This is a genomic window from Streptomyces yongxingensis, assembly GCF_055597465.1.
The window spans coordinates 10,821,470-10,842,033 of record NZ_CM145717.1 but is presented as its reverse complement, the minus strand read 5'-3'; the positions used below and the strand labels follow the sequence as shown (position 1 = coordinate 10,842,033).

The 20,564-nt window shown below is 72.5% G+C and carries 4 protein-coding genes; all 4 read right to left on the bottom strand.

The window, feature by feature from the left end:
• Nucleotides 1-31: 31 nt before the first annotated feature.
• On the bottom strand, nt 32-5,176 hold the full coding sequence (locus ACZ6TD_RS45840) for a type I polyketide synthase (protein WP_471358650.1): 5,145 nt from the start codon (nt 5,174-5,176) through the stop codon (nt 32-34).
• Between the two features lie 95 nt (nt 5,177-5,271).
• Entirely contained in the window at nt 5,272-6,474 is a 1,203-nt protein-coding gene (locus ACZ6TD_RS45835) for a cytochrome P450 (RefSeq protein ID WP_471347907.1), read from the bottom strand.
• Nucleotides 6,475-6,655: 181 nt separating this feature from the next.
• Nucleotides 6,656-13,984 carry a type I polyketide synthase gene (locus ACZ6TD_RS45830; RefSeq protein ID WP_471358647.1) on the bottom strand — a complete coding sequence of 2,443 codons (7,329 nt, stop codon included), beginning with the start codon at nt 13,982-13,984 and terminating at the stop codon, nt 6,656-6,658.
• Between the two features lie 17 nt (nt 13,985-14,001).
• Complete coding sequence (locus ACZ6TD_RS45825) at nt 14,002-20,289, bottom strand: SDR family NAD(P)-dependent oxidoreductase (RefSeq protein WP_471347905.1); 6,288 nt, start codon at nt 20,287-20,289, stop codon at nt 14,002-14,004.
• Nucleotides 20,290-20,564: the final 275 nt, after the last annotated feature.

The window sequence follows — 20,564 nt, the reverse complement described above, 5'->3', positions numbered from 1 at the left end:
GTGAGACGGTCTGAGGGGGCGGGGAACGGCTCTACTTCATGCCGAGCTCGTTGTGGATGAAGTCGAAGAGTTCGTCGGCGCCGGCATCCCGCAGCCGCGCGGCGGACTGCTGGGGCGCGGTGTTGCCGCGCGCGTGCAGCTTCGCCACGCGGTCGGCCAGGACGGTGCGCAGCGCCTCGTCGGTCGACGGCGCGGCGAGTACCGACTCGAGGTGGTCCAGCGCGGCCAGCAGCGCCTCTTCGGGGCTGGTGGCCGAGGCCAGTTCCGCGGCCAGTTTCCCGGCGAGTGCCTCGGGGGTCGGGAAGTCGAAGGTCGTGGTGGCCGGAAGCCGCAGACCGGTGATGGTGTTGAGCCGGTTGCGCAGTTCGACGGCGGTGAGGGAGTCGAACCCGGCCTTCAGGAACGGTTGCCGCGGGTCGATCTCATCACGCCCGGCGAACCCGAGGATCGCCGCGGCCTGCTCGCGCACCAGCTTCAGCAGTTCGCGTCCGCGCTCGGCGGGCCCCAGTGCGGCCACGCGGGCGGCGAAGTCCGGCTCGGCGACCACGGCGGCGGCCGCCGGTCGCACCGGGCCACGGGCGACCGGCGCCATCCTGACCGGCACGGCCACCGGATCGGTGCCGGCCAGCGCCCGGTCGAACAGCGCGAGGCCCTCGGCCGTGGACAGGGCGCCGACCGCGGCCCGGGGGCGGGTGGCCTTGACCGGGGCGGTCAGCGATGTCGTCTGCTCCCACAGGCCCCAGGCGAGGGAGTGCCCGGCGAGGCCGGCCGCACGCCGCCGGGTGGCCAGTGCGTCGAGGAAGGCGTTGGCCGCCGCGTAGTTCGCCTGCCCCGGGGAGCCGAGGATTCCGGCCGCCGAGGAGAACAAGGCGAACAGCCGCAGGTCCATACCCTCGGTGAGCTCGTGCAGATGCAGCGCTCCGTCGATCTTCGGTGCGGCGACGGTACGCAGCCGGTCGGGGGTCAGCGAGGTGACGGCGCCGTCGTCGAGCACGGCCGCGGCGTGCACGACACCGGCGAGCGGGAACTCCTCGATGCCCTCGAGCACCGCGCGGACCTGCTCCCGGTCGGCGACATCGCAGGCGATCGCCTCGGCCCCCGCGCCCAGTTCCCCGAGTTCGGCGATCAGCTCGGCCACGCCGTCGGCCCGCGGTCCGGACCGGCTGACGAGTACGAGGTGCCGGACCCCGTGCCGCATGGCCAGATGGCGGGCCACCAGGGCGCCGAGGCCGCTGGTTCCACCGGTCACCAGGACCGTCGCGTCGGACGGAATCCGCGGGAGGTCACCTTCGCCCCGGGCACTCACCAGCCGGGGGGCCAGGATCGCGCCGCGGCGCAGGGCGAGCTGTGGCTCACCGGTCGCGAGAGCGGCGGAGAGTGCGTGGTCGGACTCGTCGCCGATGTCGACGAGGACCAGCCGCCCCGGGTGTTCGGCCTGCGCCGAGCGCACCAGTCCCCACACCGGCGCCTGGCAGAGGGCGGAGAGCGTGTCGTCGGGCCCGGTCGAGACCGCGCCACGCGTCAACACGACCAGACGGGAGTCCGGCCGGCCCTCGTGCCGCAGCCACTCCTGGACGGCCTCCAGCGCCTGGTTCGCCACCTCGATCGGCGAGTCCGCGACCTCGCACTCGTACCTCACGGTGGGGCCGGGATCGACGGCCGGCAGGCCGGCTTCCACGGGTGTCCACTCCAGGCGGGAGAGCAGGCCGGCCAGCGGGGGATCGAGCTGGTCGGCGCGGAGCGTGCGGGAGCGCACGCGGTCCACGGTGACCACCGGCGCGTTCGCCGGATCGGTGGCCAGCACCGAGATGTCCCCGGCCTGCGTCGCGGCGACGCGCACGCGCAACGACCGGGCCGCCGAGGCGTGTACGGAGATCCCCGACCAAGCGAAGGGAAGGGATGTGCGGCCGGGCCGAGCCGCCGCGAAGGCCATCACCTGCAGTGCGGAGTCGAGCAGCGCGGGGTGCAGCACGAACGCGGCCTCCGCCACCTCGTCCGGCAGCGCCACCTCGGCGTAGTACGCGTCCGCGGACCGCCACATGGCCCGCACACCGCGGAAGGCCGGTCCGTAGTCCAGGCCGTTGTCCTCCAGAGTCGCGTAGAACCCTTCGATGTCCACCGCTTCCGCCGGTTCCGGCGGCCAGCTCCGCCAGACCGGCACCTCGCCCGGCCGGTCGGTGGTGACCGCGCTCGCGTGGTGGGTCCAGTCCGATCCGGCTGTCCGGGAGTGGACCTGGACGTGACCGTCGGTGGCGACCGTCACCTGCACGTCCACCCGCCCGTCCGCCGGAATGACCAGCGGCGCGTGGAGGGTGAGTTCCTCGACGGCCGGTCGGCCCGCCTCGTCGCCCGCCCGGACGACCAGCTCGACGAAGGCGGCACCGGGCAGGATCACCGAACCGCGCACGGTGTGGTCGGCCAGCCATGGGTGCGAGGCGAGCGACAGCGACCCGGACAGTACGATCTCGCCGGAGGCCGCTACGTCGGCCTTCGCACCGAGCAACCCGTGGTCCACCGGTGCCAGGCCGACCGCGGACACCTCACCACGGGCGGAGCCTACGTCCAGCCAGAACCGTTCGTCGGCGAACGGGTAGGTGGGAAGATCCACGTGCCGGACGCCGGTCGGAAGCGCCGCGCTCCAGTCCACGTCGATCCCGAGGGCACAGGCTTGCGCCGCGGCCCTCAGCATCCGCGCGAGGCCATCGGACTGCCTGCGCAGTGTGCCCACGACGACGATCTCGGTGTCACCGGCGGTCTGTTCGACGGCCGTGGTCAGCACCGGGTGGGGGCTGGGTTCGACGAACGCGCCGTAGCCGTCGGCCAGCAGGGCCGACACCGCTCCCTGGAAGTCCACCGGCTTCCGCAGGTTGGTGTACCAGTACTCCGCGTCCATGGTCGAACCATCGATCAGGCCACCCGTCACCGAGCTGTAGACCGGAACCGTGCCCACGGCCGGGGCGATCGGCCCCAGGGCCGCCAGCAACTCCTCACGAAGGCCGCGGACCGCAGGCGAGTGGGAGGCGTAGTCCACCGCGATCCGCCGAGCCCGAGGCTCCCGCTCCACCAAAGCCGCCACCGACTCCGATGTCCCCGACACCACCACCGACTCCGGACCGTTCACCGCCGCCACCACAAGACCATCACCAAACGGCTCGATCAGGCCCTCCACCTCGGCCACCGGAAGTGGCAACGACACCATCCCGCCACGCCCGGCCAGCTCCCGCGCGATCAACCTCGACCGCACACACACCACCCGCGCCGCATCCTCCAACGACAACACCCCCGCCACACACGCCGCCGCGATCTCCCCCTGCGAATGCCCCACCACCGCAGCAGGCACCACCCCGAACGACCGCCACAACCGCGCCAGCGACACCATCACCGCGAACAGCACCGGCTGCACCACATCCACCCGCCCCAGCGCCTTCTCATCCCCCAGCACATCCAGCAGCGACCAGTCCACGAACGGCGCCAACGCCGCCGCACACTCACCCATCCGCTCCGCGAACACCGACGACTCCCCCAACAACTCCACCGCCATCCCCACCCACTGCGCCCCCTGCCCCGGAAACACCAACACGGGTCGGCCCGCGGACACCGCCTTCCCGGTGACCACCGCGCCACGGGGTTCGCCGACCGCGCAGGCGCCCAGGAGTTCGTCCAGTTCACCGCGGTCCGCGGCGATCAGTACCGCGCGGTGCGGAAACATGGTCCGCGTCGTGGCGAGCGAGTGGGACACGTCCCCGAGGTCGGCCTCGGGGTGGCGCTTCAGGTGCTCACGCAACCGCCGTGCCTGCTCCCGGACCCCGGCGTCGTTGCGGGCGGACAGCGGATACGGCAGCAGGCCGGCGTCGACCAGGTCCTGCCGGAGGGGTTCCGGTTCGGCCTGTTCGAGGATGAGGTGCGCGTTCGTGCCCGACGCCCCGAAGGAGGAGACGGCGGCGCGGCGGGGACGGTCCACCACCGGCCACGCACGAGCCTCGGTCAGCACCCGCACCGCACCCCACTCCACCTTCGAGGACGGCACATCCACATGCAACGACCGCGGCAACACCCCACACCGCAACGCCATCACCATCTTGATCACACCAGCCACCCCCGCGGCCGCCTGCGCATGACCGATATTCGACTTCACCGACCCCAACCACAACGGCTCACCCCCCACCCGCCGCCCATACGTCCCCACCAACGCACCCGCCTCAATCGGATCCCCCAACACCGTCCCCGTCCCATGCCCCTCCACCACATCCACATCCCCCACCGACAACCCACCCGACCCCAACGCCGCCCGAATCACCCGCTCCTGCGCCACACCCGACGGCGCCGTCAACCCATTCGACGCCCCATCCTGATTCACCGCGGAACCCCGCACCACCGCCAACACCCGACGCCCCGCGGCCACCGCATCCGACAACCGCTCCACCACCACCAACCCCGCACCCTCGGAAAACCCCGTCCCATCCGCACCCTCCGCAAACGACTTGCACCGACCATCCACCGCCAACCCCCGCTGCCGCGAAAACTCCACGAACAGCGCGGGGACCGCCTGCACCGCGACGCCACCGGCCAGTGCGAGATCGCACTCCCCGCGGCGCAGGGACTCCGCCGCCAGATGCAACGCCACCAGCGAGGACGAACAGGCCGTGTCGACAGTGAGCGCGGGACCGTTCAGGCCGAGCGTGTAGGCGACGCGCCCGGATATCACGCTGGACACATTGCCGATCATGACCTCCGACGCGTCGACGGCGAGCGTGTCGTAGCCCTGGTAGGAGGCGCCGACGAACACCCCCGTCGGCCCGCCGTGCAGCGTTTCCGGGACGATGCGAGCGTTTTCGAGCGCCTCCCAGGCGACCTCCAGCACGAGTCGCTGCTGCGGGTCCATCCCCCGCGCCTCGCGCGGTGAGACGCCGAAGAACGCCGGGTCGAAATCGCCCGCTCCGTCGAGGAACGCCCCGCGCTCGGTGAGGCTGTCACCCGGGTCGAGCCGCCATCCGCGGTCCCTGGGGAAGTCCGAGGTGGCGTCCACCTCGCCGGCCACCAGCTCCCACAGGTCCTCGGGGGTCCGGACCCCGCCGGGATACCGGCAGGCCATACCCACGATGGCGAGCGGTTCGGGTGCCGCGGACTCCAGCTCGCGCACCCGGGTGCGCAGGGTGTGCAGTTCCGAGGTCGCCAGCCGCAGGTAGTCGCGTAGCCTGTTCTGATCAGCCATCTCAGCCATCCGCCCGAGTCCTTCCTCGCCTGTGCTCTGCCGGTCGCCGTGTCGCGGGGTCACCAGGTGACCGGGAGCGCACTGACGCCGTTGACGAGCCGTTCGGTCCGCCACGGCACTTCGTCGGCGGGGACGGCCAGGCGCAGTCCGGGGAACCGGCGCACCAGGGCGGTGAGGACCATCTGGAGTTCCACCCTGGCCAGTTGGGCGCCCAGGCAGTGGTGCGCGCCATGGCCGAAGGCGATGTGGGCCCGCGCGTCGCGGTCGAAGTCGATCTGGTCGGGGCGCTCGAACACGCTCGCGTCCCGGTTGCCGGCGGCCATGTGGACGACCACCACGTCTCCCGCCCGGACGAGGGTGCCGCCGAGTTCGACGTCCTCGACGGCCATCCGGGGAAAGTTGCCCGCCGTGGCGAGCGGGGTGTAGCGCAACAGCTCCTCGACCGCCTGGGGCACCAGCGTCGGGTCGGCGACCAGCCGCTGCCACAGTTCGGGACGGCTCAGCAGCAGGTAGAGGAAGTTGCCGACCTGGTTGGCCGTGGTCTCGTGCCCGGCGAGCAGCAGGGTCATGCCGAACACGACGAGTTCCTGCTCACTGAGCCGTTCGTCCTGGTCCCTGGCCAGGACCAGTCCGCTCAGCAGGTCGTCGGCGGGCTCGGCGCGGCGCTGGGCGATCAGCTCGGCGAGGTAGGCGATGAGGCCGTCCCTGGCCTTGACGATCAGTTCGAGGTCCTCGGAGGCCACCGACATGATGTCGTCGGTCCACTGGGCGAACCTCGCGTGGTCGGCGATCGGCACGCCGAGCAGGTGGCAGATCACCCGCACCGGCAGCGGCCAGGTCAGCGAGCGGGCCAGATCCGCCGGGCGGCCGTCCTTCTCGATCCGGCCGAGCAGGTCGTCGAGGATCTCGTCGATCGCCGGGCGCAGTTGCTCGACCTGGCGCATGGTGAACGCCTTGGCCACCAGCTTGCGCAGCCGCGTGTGCTCGGGCGGGTCCATGGAGAGGATCGAGGTGTCGGTCTCGATCGCGGGTGTGCTGCGCGCGACGTCCTTTCCGAGGGTGGCCGAACGGCTGAACCGGGGGTCGGACAGCACGGTTTTGATGTCCTCGTAGCGGGTGACCAGCCAGGCCGGGCCACCGTAGGCCATCGTGACCCTGGTCAGCGCCCCGGCGCGGCGGGCCCGTTCATAAGCGGGGTCCTCGTCGAGTCCGAGCTGCGGGCCGAACGGGTAGGTGTGGATCTGGTTGTCGACAGCGGTCATCGCGGGAGTCTCCTTGGGATGGGGCATGAGCGAGGCGACGCGGGCCTACGGGGTGTCCGGCGGGTCTTCCCCCTCCCCGCCCCTTCCCGCGGCATCCATACGCGGTTCCGCCACGTGGCAGGGGCAGGGGCAGGAAGGGGAACAGCCCGCCGCAGGCGGCGAGTTCCGTCGGAGCACCCCCCTAGGCATGGTCCTGGTCGATGAAGCTGAACATCTCCTCGTCGCTCGCCGAGGCGAAGTGGTCCGTGGCGAGTGCCCGCGGGCGTCGGCTGCTGAGCAGTGCCTCCATACCGCCCAGCAGCGTGCCCAACTCGTCGGGCCCCGCCTCGTCGAGCAGGGATTCCAGGCGAGCCAGCAGTTCCCCGGCGTCAGGGCCGTCACCGCCGAGCCGTCCGGCGAGGTGCTCGCCGAGTTCGGTCACGGTGGGGAAGTCGAACACCACGGTCACGGGCATGCTCAGGCCGGTGAGTTCGGTGAGCCGGTTGCGCAGCCGTACCGACGTGAGCGAGTCGAAGCCGAGTTCGCTGAAGGCACGGCGCGGGTCGACGGCCACCGCGTCGTCGTGACCGAGCACGTCCGCGACCTCGGCATGGACGAGGTCCCGCACCTTCGCGGTGCGCTGCGCCGCGCCGAGCCCGGCGAGCACGGTGCGCAGATCGGCCGCGTCGGGCCTGGACACGGCCACCGGGCGGCGGGCCTCGGGCAGCTCGTGCAGCAAGGTGCCGAGGCCGTCGCGGGTGTGGGAGGGCACACGGTCCCAATCCGCGTCGAACACGGCGGCGGTGGCGTCCTCGCGGTTGAGCGCGTGTTCCAGCGCGACCAGCGCGGCCTTGGCGGGCATGGCGGTCAGGCCCATGCGCCGCAGCCGTTCGTCGCCGACCACATGGGTGGCCAGGCCCTCGCCCGCCCATGCGCCCCATGCCACGGCCAGGGCGTGTTCACCGGCCGCCCGGCGGGAGACGGCAAGGGCGTCGAGCATGGCGTTCGCCGCCGCGTACGCACCGAGACCGGGCACCCCGAACACCCCGGATATCGAGGAGAACAGCACGAAGGCGGACAGGCCGCGACCGCGCGTCAGCTCGTCCAGCACCTGGGCCCCGCGGACCTTGGCCCTGGCGACCGTGGCGAAGCCGTCGGGGGTGAGCGTGTCCAGCACACCGTCGTCGAGGCTCGCGGCCAGATGGAAGACGCTGGTGACCGGGTGCTCTTCGAGCACGGCGGCCATCCGCTCCCGGTCGGCGACGTCCGCCGCGACGAACGTGACACGGGCACCGGCCTGTTCGCACGTCTCGCGCAGCTCCCCGGCACCGGGCGCGTCGGGCCCGCGACGGCTGAGCAGGATGAGGTGGTCGGCGCCGCGGCCCGCCGCCCAGCGGGCGAGTTCCGCTCCGAGCCCGCCGGTGCCACCGGTGATCAGGACCGTTCCCTCAGGTGTCCAGGCGCGGGCAGGCGCCTCGGGAGCCGCGCGGACGAGCCTGCGCCCGTACGGCCCGGTGGACCGGATCGCCACCTGGTTCTCGGCCTTCTCCTCGGCGAGCAGGGACCGCAGCCTGGCGGCCGCCGGCTCGTCCAGCTCCTCGGGGAGATCGACCAGGCCGCCCCAGTGCGCGGGGTACTCCCAGGCGGCGACCCGGCCCAGCCCCCACACTCCGGCCTGGTCGGCCCACGGCTGGGGGTCGGCGGAGTCGACGGCCACCGCGGCGCGGGTGGCGATCCAGGTCGGCGTGGCCAGCCCGGCGTCGTCGAGGGCCTGAAGCATGGCCGCGGCCTCCACGGGGGTCCCGGGCGTGAGGAGGACTCCGTCAGCGGGCGCCTGAGCGCGCAGCCGCTCGGCGAGCTCCGCGCGCGGTGCCTCCGCGGACACCTGGACGGCCTGGTCGCCGAGCGCCCGCACGACCGAGTCGGCCCATGCGGTGCCGGTGGCGCCGAGCACGAGCCAGCGTCCCGGTTCGGCTACCGCCGGGGGCTCGGGCAGCGGGGACCAGTCGACGCGGTGGCGCCAGCGGTCGGTGACGGAGGTGCGGTCACGGGGCGGGGTGACCCAGAAGTGCTGGTGCTGGAAGGCGTACGTGGGCAGGTCGACCACGCGGGCGCCGGGGTAGGCGGGCCGCCAGTCCACCGACACGCCGTGCGCGAACGCCTCCCCCAGCGCCCGGTACACGCGGTCGAGTGTTCCCTCCCCGCGTCGCAGGGTGCCCAGCGCGACCGTCTCCGCCGTCTCCTCGATCGACGTGGTCAGCACCGGATGCGGGCTCATCTCCAGGAAGACCCGGAACCCGCCCTCCTCCACCAGCCCGGACACCGCACCATGGAAGTTCACCGGCTCCCGCAGGTTGGTGTACCAGTACTCCGCGTCCATGGTCGAACCATCGATCAGGCCACCCGTCACCGAGCTGTAGACCGGAACCGTGCCCACGGCCGGGGCGATCGGCCCCAGGGCCGCCAGCAACTCCTCACGAAGGCCGCGGACCGCAGGCGAGTGGGAGGCGTAGTCCACCGCGATCCGCCGAGCCCGAGGCTCCCGCTCCACCAAAGCCGCCACCGACTCCGGCGCCCCCGACACCACCACCGACTCCGGACCGTTCACCGCCGCCACCACAAGCCCATCGCCATAGGGCGCGATCAGGTGCTCCACCTCGGCCAGGGGCAGTGGCACCGATGCCATGCCCCCACCTCCGGCCAGCTCCCGCGCGATCAGCCTCGACCGCACACACACCACCCGCGCCGCGTCCTCCAGCGACAACACCCCCGCCACGCATGCCGCCGCGATCTCCCCCTGCGAATGCCCCACCACCGCGGCAGGCTCCACCCCGAACGACCGCCACAACCGCGCCAGCGACACCATCACCGCGAACAGCACCGGCTGCACCACATCCACCCGCCCCAGCGCCTTCTCATCACCCAACACATCCACCAACGACCAGTCCACGAACGGCGCCAACGCCGCCGCACACTCACCCATCCGCTCCGCGAACACCGACGACTCCCCCAACAACTCCACCGCCATCCCCACCCACTGCGCCCCCTGCCCCGGAAACACCAGCACCGGCCGGGAGTCGAGGGTGCGCATGGCCTGGTCCTGGGCCGCGGCGAGCCGGTCGAGGTCGTCCGGGCCGAAGGCCACGGCGCGGCACGCGAGAGCGGTGCGCGAGGTCGTGAGCGACAGGCCCACATCGACCGGGCGCAGGCCGGGGTGGTCACGCAGGTGCTCGGCCAGGCGGGCCGCCTGCGCCCGCAGGGCTTCGGGGGTGCGCGCGGAGAGCGGCCAAGGCACCCCGGTCGGCCCGGCGTCGACGGCAGACGCCTCGTCAGGGCGGTCAGGCCCCTGTTCGAGGATGAGATGCGCGTTGGTACCGGACACACCGAACGAGGACACTCCGGCACGTCGTGGCCTGCCGGTCTCCGGCCACGGCAGCGTCTCGGTCAGCACCCGGACCCCGGCCGGCCAGTCCACGGTGGGCGCCGGTTCGGTCACGTGCAGGGTGCGCGGCATGACCCGGTGCGCCAGGGCGGACACCGCCTTGATCACGCCACCGATACCCGCCGCCGCGGCGGCATGGCCGATGTTCGACTTCATCGAGCCCAGCCACAGCGGCCGTTCACGGTCCTGGCCGTACGCGGCGATCAGGGCGTTGGCCTCGATGGGGTCGCCGAGCACTGTGCCGGTGCCGTGTGCCTCGACCATGTCGACGTCCTGCGGGCGCAGGCGCGCGTTCGCCAGTGCCTGCCGGATCACCCGTTGTTGTGCCACCCCGTTGGGAGCGGACAGACCGTTGGACGCGCCGTCCTGGTTGACCGCCGAACCACGCAGTACGGCGAGCACCCGGTGTCCGTTGCGGGTGGCCGCGGACAGCCGTTCCAGCACTACGAGCCCGGCGCCCTCGGCCCAGCCGGTCCCGTCCGCCTCCGCCGAGAACGCCTTGCACCGGCCGTCCGCGGCCAGGCCGCCCTGATGGGTGAACTCCTCGTAGGCGAACGGCGTCGCCATCACGGCGACACCGCCCGCCAGGGCGAGGGTGCTCTCCCCGCTGCGCACGGATTGGGCGGCCATGTGCAGCGCCACCAGCGACGACGAACACGCGGTGTCCACCGTGACCGCGGGCCCCTTCAGGTCCAGCGTGTACGCGATACGGCCGGACAGCACGGCGGACATCTTGCCGGTGAGGACCAGGCCGCCGAGTCCCGCGTGCTCCCCGTCGGCCGCGCCCAGGTAGTCCTGCTGGGACGCGCCCACGAACACGCCCGTCGCGCTGCCGCGCAAGGTGCTCGGGTCGATCCCGGTCCGCTCCACCGCCTCCCACGCCGTCTCCAGCAGCACCCGCTGCTGGGGGTCCATGGCAAGCGCCTCACGCGGGCTGATGCCGAAGAACTCGGCGTCGAACCCGGCCGCGTCGTGCAGGAACCCGCCCTGCGTGGTCGCACTGGCCAGCATCAGCTGGTCGAGATCCCAGCCGCGGTCGGTCGGGAACCCGGACACGACGTCCCGCTCGTCGACGACGAGACGCCACAGCCCTTCGGGGTCCGCGACGCCACCGGGGTACCGGCACGCCATGCCGACGATGACCACCGGGTCGCCGTCGTCCGCGGCGACCGTACGCCGGACCGGGGTGTCGGTGACCCCGGTCAGGAACGCGGCGACCGCGGCCGGTGTGGGATGGTCGAAGGCGAGGCTGATCGGCAGGTCGAGGCCGGTCGCGTCGCTGAGGGCCGTGCGCAACTGCGTCGCGGTCAGCGAGTCGAGTCCGAGGTCGGAGAAGGCGCGGTCGGCCGGGATATCGGCGGCCCGTCGATGGCCGAGCACGGCCGCGACGTGCCCGCGGACCAGGTCCAGCATGTCCTGCGGGCCTTCGGCCACCGCGATGTCATCAACGGTGCCGACAGGATCCGTGGGCCAGAAACGACTGCGCTGGAAGGCGTACGTGGGCAGGTCCACGCGGGTGGCGTCGGGGAAGACGGCACTCCAGTCGACCGGTACTCCGTGCACATGGGCAGTGCCCAGCGCACGGACGAACTGGCCGAGACCGCCTTCGCCGCGCCGCAGGGTGCCCAGGGCGGCGACCGTCGCTCCGGCGGCTTCCGCGGTCTGCTCGACGCTCATGGTGAGTACGGGGTGCGGGCTCATCTCCAGGAACACCTGGCGGCCCGCTCCCAGCAGGGCCGACACGGCCCCGGCGAAGTCGACCGGCTTCCGCAGGTTGGTGTACCAGTACTCCGCGTCCATGGTCGAACCATCGATCAGGCCACCCGTCACCGAAGAATAGAACGGCACCTCGGCGGCGGCCGGCCGCACCGATGACAGCCCTGCCAGGACCGCGTCCCGGATCCCCTCCACCATCGGGGAGTGGGAGGCGTAGTCCACCGCGATCCGCCGCGCCCGAGGCTCCCGCTCCACCAAAGCCGCCACCGACTCCGGCGCCCCCGACACCACCACCGACTCCGGACCATTCACCGCCGCCACCACAAGCCCATCACCAAACGGCTCGATCAGGCCCTCCACCTCGGCCACCGGAAGCGGCAGCGACACCATCCCGCCACGCCCGGCCAGCTCCCGCGCGATCAACCTCGACCGCACACACACCACCCGCGCCGCATCCTCCAACGACAACACCCCCGCCACACACGCCGCCGCGATCTCCCCCTGCGAATGCCCCACCACCGCAGCAGGCACCACCCCAAACGACCGCCACACCTCCGCCAACGACACCATCACCGCCCACAACACCGGCTGCACCACATCCACCCGCCCCAACGCCACCTCATCACCCAACACATCCACCAACGACCACTCCACAAACGGCGCCAACGCCGCCGCACACTCACCCATCCGCTCCGCGAACACCGACGACTCCCCCAACAACTCCACCGCCATCCCCACCCACTGCGCCCCCTGCCCCGGAAACACCAACACCGGACCGGCTGCCGACAGTGCCGTTCCCCGCACCACGTCCGCGGACGGTTCGCCCTCGGCCAGGGCGCGCAGGCCCTCGGGGCTTGTGACCAGGGCTCGCCGTGCGAAGTGCGTGCGCGAGAGGGCCAGCGCGCAGCCGATGTCCCGGGCGGACAGCGTGCGGCCCCTCAGATGGGCGTCGAGCAGCCGCGCCTGCTCGCGCAGCGCGGACGCGTCGGGGCCGGACAGCACCCACGGGCTCGGCCCCTCGTCCGGGGACTCGGCCTGGGGCTGTGGCGGGGCCTGCTCGACGATCACGTGCGCGTTGGTGCCCGAGATGCCGAACGACGACACTCCGGCGCGCCGTGGCCGGTCGGTCTCCGGCCACGGTCGCGCGGCCGTGACCAGTTCGACGGCGCCGTCCGCCCAGTCCACGCGGGAGCTCGCCCGGCTCACGTGCAGCGTCGCCGGGACGATCCCGTGCCGCAGCGCGGCCACCATCTTGATCACGCCGCCGACCCCGGCCGCCGCCTGGGTGTGGCCGATGTTCGACTTCAACGAGCCCAGCAGCAGGGGACGTTCACGGTCCTGACCGTAGGTGGCCAGCAGCGCCCCGGCCTCGATCGGATCGCCCAGCCTCGTCCCGGTGCCATGCGCCTCGACCACATCCACGTCGGACGGACGCAGACCGGCGTTGTCCAGTGCGCTGCTGAGCACTCGGCGCTGAGCGGAGCCATTGGGCGCGGTGAGGCCGTTGGACGCCCCGTCGGAGTTGACCGCCGAGCCCCGCAGCAGCGCCAGCACCTGGTGTCCGTTGCGTTCGGCGTCCGACAGCCGCTCCAGGACGAGCAGACCCGCGCCCTCGGAGAAGCTGGTGCCGTCGGCGTCGTCGGAGAAGGACTTGCAGCGGCCGTCGGGGGCCAGACCTTCCTGCTGGGTGAAGTCGATGAAGGCCGACGGCGTGGACATCACGGTCACCCCGCCCGCCAGGGCCAGGGAGCAGTCTCCCGACCGCAGCGCCAGCGTGGCCTGGTGCAGTGCGACCAGCGACGAGGAGCACGCCGTGTCGATGGTGACCGCCGGGCCTTCCAGGCCCAGGGTGTAGGCGATGCGGCCGGACATCACGCTGCACGCGTTGCCCGTCGCGGAGAACCCTGGAGGCAGATCGGGAACCTGGTCGAGTACCGACTGGTAGTCCTGGTGCAGCGCGCCGACGAACACACCGGTCCGGCTCCGGCGCAGGGTGCCGGGCACGATCCCGGCGCGCTCCAGCGCCTCCCAGGCCAGCTCCAGCAGCAGCCTCTGCTGCGGATCGGTGGCCAGCGCCTCCCTCGGGGACATCCCGAAGAACGCCGGGTCGAACTCGGCCGCGTCGGGCAGGAAGCCGCCGGAGCGGGTGCTCGACGGCACCTCGCCCCAGTCCCGGTCGGTGGGGAAGTCGGTGATCGCGTCGCCGCCGGACTCGACGAGTTCCCACAGCTGCTCGGGGCTGCGCACACCGCCGGGGTACCGGCAGGCCATGCCGACGATCGCGATGGGTTCACTGCGCGTGGCCAGCAGCTTGTCCAGTTGACGGCGAGTGCGCCGGAGGTCCTCGGTGGTCTCCTTGAGGAAGTGCCGCAGCTTGGCCTCTGTGCTGGTCATGAGATACCGAACTCCTTACCGAGCAGCTCGAACATTTCCTCGTCGGTGGCCTCGCCGAGATCGGTGTCCTGGGCCTCGGTGTCGGTCACGAGCAGTGCGGACAGCCTGCGCATCACCTGCTCCCGGATCCCGGGGTCGCCGTCGAACCGGGCGAAGGCGTCCTCCAGCCGGGCCAGCTCGACGAGCACCGGATTCTCCTGGGGCCGGTCGCCTCCGATGCGGGAGGACAGGTGCTCGGCCAGTGCGGTGGGCGAGGAGTGCTCGAAGACGATGGTGGCGGCCAGCCGCAGGCCGAGTTGGGTGCCGATCCGGTTGCGCAGTTCCACGGCGGTCAGCGAGTCGAAGCCGAGCGACTTGAACGGGCGGTCGGCCTCCAGTGACCGGTCGTCGGGGTGGCCGAGCACCGCGGCGGCCTGCGCGCGCACCAACCTGGTCAGCTCGGCGACCCGGTCCGCCGGACGCATCCGGGCGAGGCGGTCGCCGAGTGCGCCTTCTCCGGTGTCGGCGTGCCTGCGGCCGGTCGTGCCGGTCAGTGCCCACAGGATGTGCGGTGCCGACGCGGCGGCCCGGAGGGCCGGCAGGTCCAGGCGCATTCCGGCGACCGCGGGCTCGTCCTGCGCCACCGCGGCGTCGAACATGGCCAGCGCCTCGTCGGTGGCCAGCGCGGGCAGACCCGAGCGGGCGATCCGGTCGATGTCCCGTGCGGTCAGCGCGCCGGTCATACCGCTCGCCTCGGCCCACAGGCTCCACGCGATCGACGTGGCGGGCAGGCCCGCGGCCTTGCGATGGGCGGCGAGGGCGTCCAGGAAGGCGTTGGCGGCGGCGTAGTTGGCCTGGCCCGCGCTGCCCATCACGGCGGCGGCCGAGGAGTAGAGCACGAACGCGGCGAGGTCGAGGTCCCCGGTCAGCTCGTGCAGATGCCAGGCGCCGTCGGCCTTGGAGCGCAGGCTGGTGGCCAGCCGTTCGGGGGTCATCGACTGGATCACGCCGTCGTCGAGCACCCCGGCCGCGTGCACGACGGCCGTCAGCGGATGCTGGGACGGAATGGTGGCGAGAAGGTCCGCCAGTGCCGTCCGGTCGCCGACGTCACAGGCGCGCACCAGGACCTGAGCCCCGTGCTCGGCCAGCTCCGCGACCAGCCGCGCCGCGCCGGGCGCGTCCGGTCCGCTCCGGCTGACGAGCAGCAGATGCCGTACGCCCCGCGTGGTCACCAGGTGGCGGGCCAGTGACGCGGCCAGCCCGCCGGTGCCGCCGGTGATCAGGACGGTGCCCCGCGGGTTCCAGCGCCGCGGCATGGTCAGCACGACCTTGCCGATGTGCTGGGCACGGCTGATGTACCGGAACGCCTCACGTCCGCGCCGGACGTCCCACGTGGACACCGGGAGGGGCTTCAGCACACCGTCCCGGAACAGGTCGAGCAGAGCTTTGAGCCGCTCCTGTACGGCGTCGGGCTCCAGCTCCGCCAGGTCGAAGGCGCGGTAGCCGATCCCGTCCGGCACCTCGGCACGGATGTCGGTCTTGCCCATCTCGGCGAACCGCCCGCCCCTGGGCAGCAGCCGCAGCGAGGCGTCCACGAACTCGCCGGCCAGCGAGTTCAGTACGACATCGACTCCCCGGCCACCGGTGACCTCCAGGAAGCGCCGCTCGAAGTCGAGGGTGCGCGAGGAGGCGATGTGGTCCTCGGGAACGCCCAGCCTGCGCAGCACGTGTTGCTTGGGTTCACTGGCGGTGGCGAAGACCTCGAGCCCCCAGTGCCGGGCGAGCTGGATGGCCGCCATGCCGACGCCGCCGGCGCCCGCGTGCACCAGCAGGGACTGTCCCGCGCGCACCTCGGACAGGTCGAGCAGACCGTAGTAGGCGGTGAGGAACACGACGGGCACCGACGCCGCCTGCGCGAAGGTCCAGTCGTCGGGCATCGGCGCGAGCAGCCGGTGATCGGTGACGGTCAGTGGCCCGAAGGCGCCGACGGTCAGGCCGAACACACGGTCGCCGGGGAGCAGACCGGTCACGTCCGAGCCGGTCTCCAGCACGACACCGGACACCTCGGCGCCCAGTGGGGTCGCGGCACGCCGGTTCATGCCCAGCGCGTCGAAGACATCGCGGAAGTTCACCCCGGCGGCCCGGACGTCGACCCGGACCTCCTGAGGTCCGAGCGGTTCCTCGGCGCGGGGCCACCGGATCAGGGCGAGGTCGTCGAGGCTGCCCTTCCGTGTGGTCTCCAGGCGCCATGACGGGCCGGCCGGTGGCGTCAGCGTGCCGGGCTCGGCCAGCCGGGCCGCGAGCAGGGCGCCGTCGCGCACCGCGAGCTGGGGTTCTCCGCCGGCCAGCGCGCGCGAGACCAGCTCGTCCGACACGCCGGGCCCGTCCGTGTCCACCAGGACGAACCGGCCCGTGTTCTCGGTCTGTGCGGACCGGATCAGGCCGCGGGCGGCCGCCACCGCGGGCACGACGTCCTCGTCGCCGACGGCCACGCCGCCCTCGGTCACGAAGACGAGCGAGACCTCCTCGAGCCGTGGCTCGGCCAGCCATGCCCGCAGCAGGCCGAGCACCCGCGCCGTGAGCTGGTAGGTGGCGGGCAGCATCGCGTCGCCCACCGGGCCGAGGCGGACCACGGCCGCGTCGACACCCGCGCTCGTATCGGGCAGTTCCCAGGTCCGCGGGTCGAGTTCGACGACGGTACGGGCGTGGTCCGGGTCGGCGGTTACGGGCCGCCAGGCGATCCGGTACAGCGGGGCGTCGATGACGGAGTCCACGGCGGTGTATCGGCGCAGCACCAGGGACTCGGCGGTCAGCACCGGTGCGCCCGCGGGGTCGACGACGGTCAGCTCGACGGTGTCCGGGCCGATGCCGCGCAGCCGGGCCCGCAGGGAGGTGGCCCCGCTCGCGTGGAGGCGCACCCCGCTCCAGGCGAACGGAAGCACACCGGTGCTGCCCAGCAGGCTTGTGGCGTGCAGAACGGCGTCCAGCAGCGCGGGGTGCAGACCGAAGGCGCCCGCCTCGGCCCGCTCGCGCTCGGGAAGCGCCACCTCGACGCAGACGCCGTCCTCGGTCAGCCATGCGGCGTTCAGGCCGCGGAACGCCGGGCCGTAGCCGTATCCCTCCTCGGCGAGAGCGTCGTACACCCCCGCCGGCTCGATCGTGTCCGCGCCCGGGGGCGGCCAGGACGTGATCGCGGATGCGGGGTCGCCGCCCTCGTGCTCACCGGTCTCGTGCTCACCGGTGGACAGGGTGCCGGTGGCGTGTCGCGTCCAGTTGGCTCCACCGCGGGCGAAGACCCGCACGGTCCTGCGGTGGTCGGCGGCGGGCCGGTCCACGTGGATCTGTACCTGGACACTCCCCTGTTCCGGCAGGACGAGCGGCTTCTCCAGCACGAGTTCGTCGACCCGGTGGCAACCGACCTCGTCGCCCGCGTGGATGACCAGCTCCAGCAGGGCGGTTCCGGGCAGCAGCACCGTCCCGGCCACGGCGTGGTCGGCCAGCCAGGGGTGGGTCGCGAGCGACAGGCGGGCGGTGAACAGGTGGCCGTCGTCACCGGGCAGCTCGATCCCCGCCCCGAGCAGCGGATGCTCCGGAACGCTCAGGCCCGCCGCGGTGACGTCCACCGCGGTCGTGCCGGCACGAGGCCAGTATCGCTGGTACTGGAAGGCGTACGTGGGCAGTTCCACGCGGGTGGCGTCGGGGAAGACGGCGCTCCAGTCCACGGGGATCCCGTGCTGGTGCGCCAGGGCGAGCGAGACGCGGATCCGGTCGAGTGTTCCCTCGCCACGTCGCAGAGTACCCAGCGCGACCGTCTCCGCCGTCTCCTCGATCGACGTGGTCAGCACCGGGTGCGGGCTCATCTCCAGGAAGACCCGGAACCCGCCCTCCACCAACCTCGACACCGCGCCCTGAAAGTCCACCCGCTCCCGCAGGTTGGTGTACCAGTACTCCGCGCCCAGCTCGGCGCCATCCACCCGGCCACCCGTCACCGAAGAATAGAACGGCACCTCGGCGGCGGCCGGCCGCACCGATGACAGCCCTGCCAGGACCGCGTCCCGGATCCCCTCCACCATCGGGGAGTGGGAGGCGTAGTCCACCGCGATCCGACGCGCCCGCGGCTCCCGCTCCACCAAAGCCGCCACCAACTCCGGCGCCCCCGACACCACCACCGACTCAGGACCATTCACCGCCGCCACCACAAGCCCATCACCAAACGGCGCGATCAGGCCCTCCACCTCGGCCACCGGAAGTGGCAACGACACCATGCCCCCACCACCGGCCAGCTCCCGCGCGACCAACCTCGACCGCACACACACCACCCGCGCCGCATCCTCCAACGACAACACCCCCGCCACACACGCCGCCGCGATCTCCCCCTGCGAATGCCCCACCACCGCAGCAGGCACCACCCCAAACGAACGCCACACCTCCGCCAACGACACCATCACCGCCCACAACACCGGCTGCACCACATCCACCCGCCCCAACGCCACCTCATCACCCAACACATCCACCAACGACCACTCCACAAACGGCGCCAACGCCGCCGCACACTCACCCATCCGCTCCGCGAACACCGGCGATGTCCCCAACAACTCCACCGCCATCCCCACCCACTGCGCCCCCTGCCCCGGAAACACCAACACCGGCCGGGAGTCGGTGACCCGGGCTGCGGACAGCGTGAGGGAGCCCGGTTCCTCACCACGGGCCATGGCTTCGAAGGCGGTGCACGCGGCCTTCCGGTCCCCGACCACGGTCGCGCTGTGCTCGAACCGGGTGCGTGTGGTCGCCAGGGAGTAGGCCAGGTCGGCCGGGGCGAGGTCCGGCCGGGCCGCCAGGTGGTCCGCCAGCGCTCGTGCCTGGGCGCGCAGCGCGGGCAGGCTCCGGCCGGACAGCTGCCACACCGCCCGCTCGTCCCGTGCGAGCGGTGGCCGCTCGGGCGTCTCGGGTTCCGGCGCCTGCTCGAGGATGATGTGCGCGTTGGTGCCGGACACACCGAACGACGACACTCCGGCACGTCGCGGCCTGCCGGTCTCCGGCCAGTCGGTCGTGTGCGCCAGCGGGGAGACCGCGCCCGACGCCCAGTCGATACGCGAGGACGGCGCCGAGAAGTGGAGCAGACCCGGCAGCACTCCCGCGCGCAGCGCGCCCACCATCTTGATCACGCCACCGACCCCGGCCGCCGCCTGGGTGTGGCCGATGTTCGACTTCAACGAGCCCAGCAGCAGGGGACGTTCACGGTCCTGCCCGTAGGTGGCCAGCAGCGCCCCGGCCTCGATCGGATCGCCCAGCCGGGTGCCGGTGCCATGCGCCTCCACGGCGTCCACGTCGGAGGGTGCGAGCCCGGCGTTCTCCAGCGCGCTCCAGATGACCTGCTGCTGTGCGGTGCCGTTCGGTGCGCTCAGACCGTTCGAGGCGCCGTCGGAGTTCACCGCGGAGCCGCGGATCACGGCCAGCACCTCGTGGCCGTCGCGCTGGGCGTCGGACAGCCGTCGCAGGGCGAGCATTCCCGCCCCCTCCGACCATGCCGTGCCGTCCGCGTCCTCGGAGAACGACTTGCAGCGGCCGTCCGGGGCGAGGCCACCTTGTTTGGTGAACTCCAGGAAGGGCGAGAGCGTGGTCATCACGACCACGCCTCCGGCCAGCGCCAGCGAGCACTCCCGGGCACGGAGCGCACGCACTGCCGAGTGGAGCGCGACAAGGGAGGCCGAGCATGCCGTGTCCACCGTCAGGGAGGGGCCTTCCAGCCCGAGCGTGTAGGAGATCCGGCCGGACATGACACTGGCGGCGCTGCCGGTGCCGACGTAGCCCTCGACCTGGTCGACGGTGTCCCGCAGGAGTTCGGGGTAGTCCTGGGCGCAGGTGCCCACGAACACGCCGGTGTCACTGCCCCGCAGGGAGTCCGGGGCGATGCCCGCGCGCTCGACCGCCTCCCATGACGTCTCCAGCAGCAGCCGCTGCTGGGGGTCCATGGCGACCGCCTCCCGGGGGCTGATCCCGAAGAACTCGGCGTCGAACCGGTCGATGTCCCGCAGGAACCCGCTGGCCTCGGTGGCCACGCGGTCCCGGACCGAGGCCAGGTCCCAGCCGCGGTCGGTGGGGAACTCGGTGATCGCGTCCACTTCGGACACGGCGAGCTCCCATAGTTGTTCGGGGGTGCGCACACCGCCCGGGTAGCGGCAGGCCATGCCGACGATGGCGATCGGCTCGGTGGCCATGGCCTCGTAGCGGCGCAGTGACCGGCGGGTGCGCTTGAGGTCGGCGGTGACCCGGTTCAAGTAGTCACGGAGCTTCTGCTCACTCATCGGACACCCAACTCCTCGTCGGACACATCGGACGGCGCGGCGTCGAAGGCGGGCGCCCGGGTAGCGCGGCCACGGGCACCCGGCCCGTGGCACAGGGACACGTTCACAGCTCGAATTCCTCGTCGATCAGCCGGAACAGCTCCTCGTCGGGGACGCCGTCCACCTCGTCCGGCTCGCCGGAGTCGTCGAGCCGGCTGCTGAGGCTCCGCAGCCGGGCGGCCAGCCGGGAACGCGCCGCACGGTCGGCGCGTACGGCGGGCAGCGCCGACTCCACG

Excerpts from the sequence above, each read along its gene's own strand:
- ACZ6TD_RS45825 (WP_471347905.1), bottom strand. The coding sequence starts at position 20,289 with ATGAGTGAGCAGAAGCTCCGTGACTACTTGAACCGGGTCACCGCCGAC.
- ACZ6TD_RS45835 (WP_471347907.1), bottom strand. The coding sequence starts at position 6,474 with ATGACCGCTGTCGACAACCAGATCCACACCTACCCGTTCGGCCCGCAG.